We start from the raw sequence: 11,420 nt of genomic DNA on the forward strand, positions 1-11,420 counted from the left end.
TTCATGAAATTAGACAATGTCCAAGACGCGTACCCACTCTCACCTTTGCAGCACGGAATTTTATATGAGTCGCTTCGTGCCCCAAATTCCGGCGTTTTTGTTGAACAATTCTGCTATCAGCTTCACGGCGATATTTCTGAGTTTGCTTTAGAAAAAGCATGGCAATTGCTGATGGATCATCACGCCATATTACGAACTGGTTTTTATTGGGAAGGACTCGAAAAGCCACTGCAAGTTGTCAAAAAGCAGATCGAAGTTCCATGGCTCGTTTTGGATTGGCGGGAGCAGGCCCAAGATTTAGAACATTTTCTTGCGAATGACGTCAAAACAGGGGTTGAACTTGATCAAGCACCTTTGATGCGTGTCACTTTGATTAAAACTTCCGAGTCAGATGCATACCTTATCTGGACACATCATCATATATTACTGGATGGTTGGTGCGTCCCGATGTTGATCCAGCAATTAATTCAGCACTATAACTTTTACGCGACTCATCCAGTTGAGCAGATACAACCACACGTGAGCCAGCAACGTGCTTATCGGGATTATATTGCTTGGATCAATGAACAAGATCATACCAAAGCAACCCGGTTTTGGGCAGCACAGTTGCAGGATGTGAAAGAGCCAACACAACTGATCAGCCACTTTCCTACAGTCACGACTTCAAGTGGACATTACCAAAACAAGCCTTTTGTCATTTCAAAGCGGCTTAGCCAATCATTGATACAACTCGCGAAAGAAGCACGAGTGACATTGAATACTGTGTTTCAAGCTGCTGTTGCTTATTTGCTTAGTCGATATACCCGGAGCAATGATGTCGTTCTAGGCGTAACGGTATCGGGAAGACCAGCAACGCTTCCAGGTGTAGAGCAGATGATTGGATTATTTATTAATTCTCTCCCTGCTCGCTTTCAATTTGACCCAGCTCAACCCCTTCAAGATTGGCTCCGTGATGTTCAGGCACATCAACAAACCATAGAGCAGTACAGCTATTTTTCCTTAAGTGATATACAAACCGCTTCGTCCCAGGCGAATCTGTTATTCGATACACTGCTCGTATTTGAGAATTTTCCTCTAGATGAAGCCGCTCTCAACCAGAAAATTGCAGGCAATCTGACCGTTCAAACACATCAAGTCCATGAACAAACCAATTTTCCGCTCACGATCGCAGTCCGCCCAGGAGAAGAAATCGAAGTCCGGTATTATTTCGACACATCTAAAGTTGCCTTAGACACACTCGAACAGTTTGCAAACAACTTGTCACAATTGCTCGAGAATATGACTGTCCAGAAATCACTTTCTATCAGTCAATTGTCACTATTACCCCCTACATGCTCACCCAGCATCAAAGAACATAGAGCACCACAAAAAACACTCATTGCGCAGTTTGAGGCACAAGTCACTATTCGTGCAGATCATATTGCTGTCAGTGAGCCGATTGGTGGCACATTCCGAGAAGTCTCTTATACAGAACTGAATCTGTATGCAAATCAGTTGGCCCATTATCTTCACATGCGCCAACAAAACCATCTACAAGAAGCAAAGTCAGGCAAGCCTTCAATGATGATTGGTCTGATGATGTCTCCTTCCATAGATGCATATATTTGTATCATCGGGATCCTCAAAGCTGGATGTGCTTACGTTCCCATCGATCCCAACTACCCAATAGAGCGCATTGAATTCATCCTGAAAGATAGCAATGTGGACTATATATTCTGCGACAGTGGATCTGTTGCAATTGGCCAAGATTCAGATCAACAGTTTTTGGTGTACTCAGAGATAAAAACCAAGCTGGATAGCTACCCGATTAGCAATCCAAATCACAAGGCAACCCCAAATGACTTGGCGTATATGATCTATACGTCTGGCTCAACTGGGCAACCAAAGGGGGTTCTCGTTGAGCATCAGCAGGTATCTCGGTTATTTGAACAAACGCAACATTGGTTCCAATTCAATGAGCAGGATGTTTGGAGTCAGTTTCATGCTATTGCTTTTGACTTTTCTGTTTGGGAAATATGGGGGGCTTTCTTGCATGGCGGACGTCTGGTCGCCATCCCTCATGATATGGCTCGGGATCCATCTTTGTTCTATCAATGCATTTGCACGCAACATGTGACTGTCCTGAATCAAACACCCGGTGCATTTCAGTCTTTGATTGCTGAATCTAAGGGTGCCTCACTTCAACACTATTTACGATATGTGATTTTTGGTGGTGAAGCCCTTGATACAACAATGCTCAAAGCATGGTTTTCCAAATATGGAGACAAGTCACCGCAATTGATCAATATGTATGGGATCACAGAAACCACGGTTCATGTCACTTATGCCCCCATTGATGCGACCAGTTTACCGACTGGTGATATCGGCATTCCTATCCCAGATTTAAAAATTCAATTGTGTGATCAGGATAAAAACCCGCTTCCCGATGGCATGATTGGCGAGATTTATGTCAAAGGTGCAGGTGTTGCTCGTGGCTATCATAACCGTCCTGATCTCAATTCAGAACGATTCATCACGATGCCTGATGGTAGTCGATATTATCGAAGCGGTGATCTGGCAAGACGAAGCGCCAATACAGGACGCTTCGACTATTTGGGCCGCAATGATGACCAAGTCAAAGTTCGTGGTTACCGTATTGAGCTCGGAGAAGTGGCAGCCAAACTCAAACAGCATCCTGGCATCGCATCTGCCTTTGTCACCATCCAGCAAGATAAAATGGGACAGTCATCTATTCAGGCTTATATTTGTCCTTGTGAACAAGAAGCACCTATCCCCTATGCACAAGTTCAGCTACAAGAGCGAAATACGCAAGTGGCTGATGCCCTCACTCATCTACCAAATGGGATGTCAATCGCTCAGGTGAATGCCAAAGAGACCCATTTTCTCTATGAGGAAATCTTCTCTGAGAAAACGTATCTCAAGCACGGTATCACAATGAGGCCTGGCGATTGTATCTTTGATGTCGGTGCGAATATCGGCATGTTTTCTTTATTTGCAGACCAGCAATGCCAGCATGATTTAACATTATATGCTTTTGAGCCAGTGCCTGTGGTTTACGAGTTGCTTCAAGCCAACACCAGCTTACATGGCTTGAATGCCATATTGTATCAGTGTGGAGTAGGCGCAAAACATGCTCGGGATACGATTGTCCATTATCCTGAGTTCTCGATTCTCTCGGGTCGTGACTCAGATGTCATTGAAGTCAAACAAACAATCCAGACATACACCGAAAACCTCCGTCAGATGCAACCTGACATCGCAGAGACGTTAACAGATCAATTTCTAGAGTCACAACTTGCTGAAGCTTTAGAAACAGTCACATTTGATGTCGATTTTATCGCGTTATCCGAAGTGATTGATCAACACGCTATTTCGAAAATCGATCTACTCAAAATTGATGTCGAAAAATGCGAAATGGATGTACTCAGCGGCATTCGCTCAGAGCACTGGCCTCTGATCCAGCAATTGATCATTGAGGTTCATGATGAGAAAGGACGTTTATCATCTGTCACAAATATATTGAAGGAACAAGGTTTTGTCGTGCATATTGAAGCACCTGAAGACTTAAAAAATACAAAATTATACAACTTATATGCGAAGCGCCACCAAAGAGATGTGCAATTAAAAAGTTGCAATCAACAGCCCCGCTGGCAAAGCCTGATGTTACTTCAAAAGGATATTGAGCTTACACTGCAACAACAACTTCCTTCGTTTATGCTACCTCAGCAATATTCATTTCTTAGTCACCTACCGCTTACTGCACATGGTAAAGTTGATCAAAAGCAATTGGAGCAACAAACTCATGCAAAAAACCAACGCCCTTATCATCCTCCTCAAACACCGGAGCATCAGATTCTTGTCGCGATTTGGCAAAAAATATTAAAGCTTGAAGCATCCTCACAGCTTGGGATCAAAGACAGCTTTTTTGAGCTGGGTGGCCACTCACTTCTAGCAACGCAACTGATCTCGCAAATCCAGGCTCGATTTGCAGTGAAGCTCCCACTCAATGTGTTATTCGATCACCCAAATATCGAATCTTTGGCTATTCAGATCGAAAACTATCGCCGTGATCCACAACAAACTCAAATCGTCAGTCGACCAGAAATCGAACCAGATCCTGAAAACAGATTTCGACCATTCCCACTCACAGAAATCCAACAAGCCTACTGGTTGGGCCGAAGTCAACTCTTCGAACTTGGAAATGTTGCGACACATGGCTATATCGAAGTGGACTGTCCTCATCTAGACTTATCGCGGTTTAAGCAAGCCTGGAACGGTGTGATTGATAGACACCCAATGCTTCGGATGGTGGTTCTGCCAAGTGGAGAACAACAGATTCGCGAGCAATGTGCTCCATATGAAATTCCAGTCACAGACTGCCGGCGTTTATCAGATAAACATAGAGAAAATGAAATCCAAAAAATACGCCATCGAATGTCACATCAAATGCTCGATGTTGAAAATGACCAGCTATTTGAGGTCCATGCGACATGTTTAACAGAATTATTGACCCGTTTACATATCAGTATCGATGCATTATGGGGTGATGCCTGGAGTATGCGCATTTTCATCAATGAACTATTTGCCAGATACCATCAACCAGAGAAACAATTCCCGACACTCACGCTTTCTTTCCGAGATTATGTCGTTGCAGAGTCCGCTTGGCAAAAGTCAGAATCTTATCAGTGTTCACTTCAATATTGGCTGAATCGCATTGAATCAATCCCACCAGCGCCTGAACTTCCATTAGCGAAATCGCCTGCTTCACTGGAAAGTCCAACTTTCCAAAGGCGGGCTTTCGTTTTAAATAAGCAATGTTGGCAGCAGATACAAAAACATGCAAATCAACTCGGTGTTACGCCTTCAGGGATTTTGTTGGCCGCCTTTTCCGAAATTCTGGCCTATTGGAGCAAAGAAAAACAATTTACCTTAAACCTGACTTTCTTCCATCGACCACAAATTCATCCAGAAATCCATCAGGTCATTGGTGATTTTACCTCGCTGCTATTGCTCGCTGTTGATGTCAGCCAGAGTAAATCTTTTTCTGAACATGCACAGAAGGTTCAACAACAGCTATGGCGCGACTTAGATCACCGTGATGTCAATGGCATCACTATTCTGCGTGAAATCAGAAAAAGAAACCCGGGACAAGCTATCAACATGCCCATTGTTTTTACCAGTACACTCGCGTTACCAAAACAACACGCAAATGGGCCACAACCGATTGGCGATTGTGTTTATAGCATTACTCAGACACCACAAGTCTGGCTTGATCATAAAGTGACGGAAAGAGATGGCGCTTTATGTCTCGATTGGGACTTTATTCCTGAATTATTTCCAAGGGGTATGATTGATGACATGTTTGAAGCTTACTGTACCCTGTTGAACCATCTTGCAGATGAACACACAAATTGGGGGCAGAAAAATTACCGACAATTTCTTCCAGCTGAGCAGTGGGTCGCAAGACAGTTATTCAACCAAACAGAACGTACAATAGAACCTCAACTCCTACATATCCCTGTTCTAACGCAGTGCCAAACGCTTGAAGATAAACCCGCTGTGATCTCTCAAGAAAGAACGGTCAGTTATCAAGCACTTGGGAAAATGGCTTCCAAAGTTGGTCAGCAGTTATTTGATATGGGTGTCAGGCCCAATCAGTGTATCGGTATTGTGATGCATAAAGGCTGGCAACAGATTGTATCCGTACTAGGGATCCTTTCTTCCGGCGCAGTATATGTGCCTATTGACCCAAATGTGCCGGAAAAACGGTTACATCAATTATTAGGCGCTTGTGATATTCAATATGTTTTGACGCAGGAAGAATATTTAACGTACCACTGGCCGAATAAAACAGAAGCCTTTACAGTTGAACAATTAACAGAAGGCGCTGCCAATCATTCGATTACGCTTACTACAGCACAATCTTATCGCGATCTTGCCTATGTGATATTTACTTCAGGCTCAACAGGACAGCCAAAAGGCGTCGCGATGGATCACCGAAGTGTCTCGAATACGGTCCAAGATATCAATCAACGCTTTTTTGTCTCAGAGAAAGATACAGTGCTTGCATTATCAGCCCTCAACTTCGATCTATCGGTGTATGATATTTTCGGGGTTCTGGGCCAGGGCGGCACACTTGTTCTTCCTTCACCTGAACAGTTGCGAGAACCCACCCATTGGCTTGATTTATGCCATCAGCATCATGTCACGATCTGGAATTCCGTCCCAGCGCTTGCTCAAATGCTGACAGATACACTCACAGAAGCAAGCGTGGGTTCACAAGCAAATGTGACTGTCCCATCTTCTATTCGCTTGTCGTTGATGAGTGGTGACTGGATCCCAGTTGATCTTCCATCTCGCATGCAAATACTTTGGCCTTCTTTACAGATGGTCAGCCTCGGTGGTGCTACAGAAGCTGCAATTTGGTCTATTTATCACCCCATCGATGCATCAAAGCAATACACAACGAGCATTCCCTATGGCAAACCATTATCAAATCAGACTTTTCATATTCTCGATGAAAATATGAATGCTTGTCCTGCTTGGGTTCCAGGTCATTTATACATTGGTGGCGCTGGTCTCGCTCAATTTTACTGGCAGGATGAACAAAAAACAGAGCTGTCATTTATCCGCCATCCTAAAACACAAGAACGGCTATATCGTACTGGTGACCTCGGCTTCTTTCACCCTGATGGCTATATTCAATTTTTAGGGCGTGAAGACTCACAGGTGAAACTAAGAGGACATCGTATTGAGCTTGGAGAAGTCGAATGGCACCTCAAGCAGCATGGGGATATCAAAGAAGCCTGTGTCAACATCTTTGGAGAGGGACAGTCACAACAACTTATCGCCTATATTGTTCCTTTTCAGAAACAACAATCTGAGAATATCTCAAGTCCAGTATTGGTAGAACAAGGAGATAGAATCGCACATAAATTAAGCCAGCCGGGTATTCGACAAGATCTCAATGCACAAACTTCTGTCTCACTGAAAGAACAAGACACTGACTCTAGAACCATCTATCTCAGACGCCAAAGTCATCGTCAATATGCGCTTCAACCGATTTCATTCATAAGGTTTAATCATTGGCTGAATGCACTGCAAGGCATTGGTATTCAAGAATCACTCTTTAAATATCGTTATCCTTCAGCTGGGGATCTTTATCCTGTACAGATTTATCTGTGTATTCAGCCTGGACGGATTGAAGGATTAGAGGGCGGTAACTATTACCTTCACCCAACTGCAAACAAACTGATCCGAACAAGTCACATACCCCCACTGCATGGAAGTATGTTTGGCCCGCTTGGCAGCCAAAACCGTATGATTTACGAGCAAGCTGCATTCGCATTATTCTTCATCGCTGATTTGGATGCAATACAGCCGATTTATGGCAATAAAGCAAGAGACTTTTGCCTATTAGAGGCTGGCTATATGGGGCAACTACTCATGGAATCTGGAGCAGATGAGATGATTGGTCTATGTCCTATCGGGGGGATTGATTGCTCAGACTTACTTGAGCGTTTTGACTTGGGACACCATCACGAACTACTTCACTTATGTGTTGGTGGTGCAATTACTGAACAACAGCTGCAAACGAGAGTCACTTCAATAAATAAGCCGAATCCTGAAGTATACAAAGATTACTTAAATTCCTGCTTACCGAATTATATGGTGCCAAAGCATATCATTGAATTACCTTCACTTCCCTTGTCACGCAATGGAAAAATAGATCGCGGTCAACTACCAAAACCGGATACATCTCATGATTTAGCGAGAGGATATACTCCCCCATCAAATCAAATCCAGCAATTGCTCATCAACCTTTGGACTGAAGTTTTGAATGCACCTGCTATCGGCGTTCAGGACAACTTTTTCGATATTGGTGGGAATTCTGTCTTGGCTGTGCAAATCACAGCAAAAATGAAAGTCATGTTTGAACAGGATTTTCCACTATCGACTTTATTCCACCATCAAACAATAGAAGCGCTCGCAACACATATTGATATGCCGACTACAGCGTGTACACCTGTACTTATCATGCGTAAACAAGGGAGTTATACTCCGTTATTCTGCCTGCCTGGGTCAGGGGGACATGCGTTTTATTTGAACTTTCTTGCAAAAAATCTCAGCCACGAACAGCCTGTTTACGCTTTTCAACCTCGCGCATTAGAAGTGAATGAAGCACCAGAGGATAAGATTGAGTCAATTGCCGAAATCTATTTGCAACAACTACGAACGATTCAGCCGACAGGACCTTATGTGCTTGCTGGGCACTCTTTAGGAGCAAAAGTTGGGCTTGAGATGGCCGACCAATTGATGCACGAAGGTGAAGTCGTCCAAGCGTTGATTATCTTTGATGGATTACCATTTTTTACTGGCGATAGACATGCATTAGAGTGGGATGATTTACTCTGGCTAATCAAGCTCTCTGAGAGTGCTTTAAATTTTCATGGTAGGAGCTCTATTGATGTGAAAGAGAAACTCGCAGCATGTCCAGAACATGATCGGTTAAAGCTTGTTAAACAATATTTAATTTCTTCACAATTTTTACCAGAAAATGCAGACGCGCAGCAAGTCAGCCGAATTTTAAGTGTATTTAAGGCAAATAATATGGCCAATTGCTCTTATATTGAAAAAGCCGTATCCACTATTCCTATTCAACTTTACCTTCCTCAATCAATGCCATATGAAAAACAGTTGGAAGCTAAGATTGCTTGGGAAAAAGTGGGTCCTGTCACACTTCATTTAGCCGAGGGCAATCATCTTACGATGCTATCTGAACCCCATGTGAAAATACTGGCAGAAAGTGTGACACAAGTTCTGACAAACCTTCAACCAACAGGAGAACGGTTATGAAAACCTTAGGCATCTTAAGTGGTATGGGGCCAGAAACCGGTGCTTATTTTTTACAACAATTTACCGCTTTGCATCATTCTGCCAAACGTGACCAAGACCACCCACCTGTTATTTTATTTTCTAACACACAAGTGCCTTGCCGCGTGCAGGCACTGATTGCTCAAGGTCCTACACCTGTGCCCGAAATCGTTCGATCTTTACAGCAATTAGAAAGAATGGGGGCTGACTTTGCCATCATTCTATGTAATACAGCCCATGCATATTTCGACACAATTCAGTCACACGTGAATATTCCACTATTCAACTTGGTTCAACACGCCTGTGAGATGATAGAACAAAGATTTACACCTATGAGAGCAATCAATAACACTCACAATAAAGAGAATAAAGGACAGTCAAAAGTGATGCTGTTGGGAACAACAGGAACAGTCCATAGTCATGTTTACCAAGATCATTCTCGTTCACGCAATTATGAGCTGACTCAGCCCAAAGACTCGATTCAAGAACAACTGAATGAACTCATTTTTAACACCGACTTTGGTTTAAAATCGTCCCCTGGTCGAATTACATCAAAAGCTGAAGATTTATTACATACGATCCTACATCACCTCCCTGAAGAGGCTCATTATGATCACTTACTTGCTGGGTGTACGGAAATATCTATCGCCTTGAGGCAATTGAATGTTCGCTGCCTCGATCCATTATTCTTTGCTATCGAAGGTTGTCTCGATATTTGCAAGGATGTTTATCCCATTGATTCAGCTTAGGTTAAGCCTATCAAGTTTACTCTGAAGCTTACTTATAAAGTATAAGGGAACAACAATGATAAAGAGAATCGTATTCGCATTTTACCTGATTAGTACAATGAGCATCGCAGGTGAAATGACCACGTTTAAACTCGATAATGGTGGATACTTCATGAACATCGCAGCAACCAATACCCTAGAAATCAATAGCGATTTTAACCAAGAAAATAAGGAAGCAACACACCTTTATTTTAGTGGACATGTCAAAATAAAAACGAGGCAAGGTAAAAGTTATCCAGACAGCACCAATGACTATTTTGAGTATTGCGTAGTTTCAAATCAGGAAAAAAGCGTATCTTGTTACCATCAATAGTTTTATCTAAATAAATCTCTATTATCAATTCCGCGCTCTGAAAATGATACTTCTAAGTGCGGATTTTTCATTCATCTCGTTTCAACAGCACAATTTTACATTAGACACATAGGATTCTAATGGGACAGTCATATTAAATTCTTGGACAGTCATATTACTTTTATAAAATAATCTATTGCTTCACCGAAAAAAACTTGGTAATGTACAAATTACAACCTCGATAGCAAACGGATATTAACATGACACTGGCAAGGAAAAGCCAAATCGATCTCACCCAAACACCTTATTACCATTGTACTTCTCGTTGTGTTCGCGGTGCATTTTTATGCGGAGAAAATACAGTAACAGGTCAAGCATATAACCATCGTAAACAGTGGTTAGTCGAACGGATTGCTTTTGCTGAATCTATTTTTGCAATTGATGTTTGTGCTTATGCTGTGATGAGTAACCATTTTCATGTGGCCTTAAGAGTAAATGAAGATGGCTGCAAAAAACTCTCTGATTTAGAAGTTGCACAAAACTGGCTACGTCTATACCACGGAAATCGATTTGTTCGCCTCTGGCTTCAATATGGTGATGCCCTTCTCTCAAATGCAGAGAGAGCTACTGTAACTAAGTACCTCAATATATATAGACAACGACTCAATAGTATCAGCTGGTTTATGCGCATTATCAATGAACATATCTCTCGTAAGTCGAATCAAGAAGATGGCTGTAAGGGGCACTTTTGGCAAGGTCGTTTTAAAAGTCAGGCTCTCCTCGATGAGTCAGCCCTCCTTACTTGTATGGCTTATGTCGACCTTAACCCTATCAGAGCAAATTTAGCCCAAACACCTGAAGAATCATCATATACGTCTATACAAACCAGGATCCAATCGTATACAAAACAGTCTTCAGAAAACCAAGAGCCTTTAAAACCAAGGCTTCTGCCATTTATGAAAGCAAACTTTCAATCCGAAGAATACTCGCCCCCTTTTATTCCTTATATTGATATTGACTATTTTGAATTTATTGATTGGGCAGGGCGAGTTCTTAGAGCAGATAAAGCTGGTGCTATTCCAGAAAAAGTCAAACCGATTTTAGAAAGGCTAAACATTTCAACACAGCAACTGTTCCAAACACTTCCACGATTAGAAACGAAGTTTAGTCATGCTATTGTGTAATCCCCCCGAAAAATCGTAGCGGTTTTAAGTAGAGAATTCCGGTACTCTATAACAAAGGAGTTTTCTATGCGTAAATCTAAATTCAGCGATGCTCAGATCATCGCGATCCTCAAACAAAACGAAAATGGTGTTTCTGTTCCTGAGCTTTGTCGGGAGCATGGTATGAGTTCAGCTCTTTTTTATAAATGGCGAGCCAAATACGGCGGGATGGATGCGTCGCTCATGAAGCGGTTAAAAGAATTGGAAGAAGAAAATAAACGGCTCAAGAAAATGTACGCGGAA

General features: G+C 42.4%; 5 protein-coding genes. All 5 read left to right on the forward strand.

Annotated features, from left to right (window positions below; genetic code table 11):
- The first annotated feature begins 3 nt into the window (after positions 1 to 3).
- Positions 4 to 8,856, forward strand: coding sequence for a non-ribosomal peptide synthetase (locus C505_RS23900; RefSeq protein WP_018694106.1), 8,853 nt, complete (start codon positions 4 to 6; stop codon positions 8,854 to 8,856).
- Complete coding sequence (locus C505_RS0118395) at positions 8,853 to 9,623, forward strand: aspartate/glutamate racemase family protein (RefSeq protein WP_018694107.1); 771 nt, start codon at positions 8,853 to 8,855, stop codon at positions 9,621 to 9,623. The genes C505_RS23900 and C505_RS0118395 overlap by 4 nt, the downstream gene beginning before the upstream one ends.
- Before the next feature lie 55 nt (positions 9,624 to 9,678).
- Positions 9,679 to 9,975, forward strand: a complete 297-nt coding sequence (locus C505_RS0118400) for a hypothetical protein (RefSeq protein WP_018694108.1) — start codon at positions 9,679 to 9,681, stop codon at positions 9,973 to 9,975.
- A 239-nt stretch (positions 9,976 to 10,214) separates the two neighbouring features.
- Positions 10,215 to 11,138 carry a transposase gene (locus C505_RS0118405; protein WP_018694109.1) on the forward strand — a complete coding sequence of 308 codons (924 nt, stop codon included), beginning with the start codon at positions 10,215 to 10,217 and terminating at the stop codon, positions 11,136 to 11,138.
- 66 nt (positions 11,139 to 11,204) lie between these two features.
- Positions 11,205 to 11,420, forward strand: a 216-nt coding sequence (locus C505_RS0118410) for a transposase (RefSeq protein ID WP_018694110.1), incomplete at its 3' end; no start/stop codon positions are given.

This window comes from Algicola sagamiensis DSM 14643 (assembly GCF_000374485.1).
Lineage (GTDB): Bacteria > Pseudomonadota > Gammaproteobacteria > Enterobacterales > Alteromonadaceae > Algicola > Algicola sagamiensis.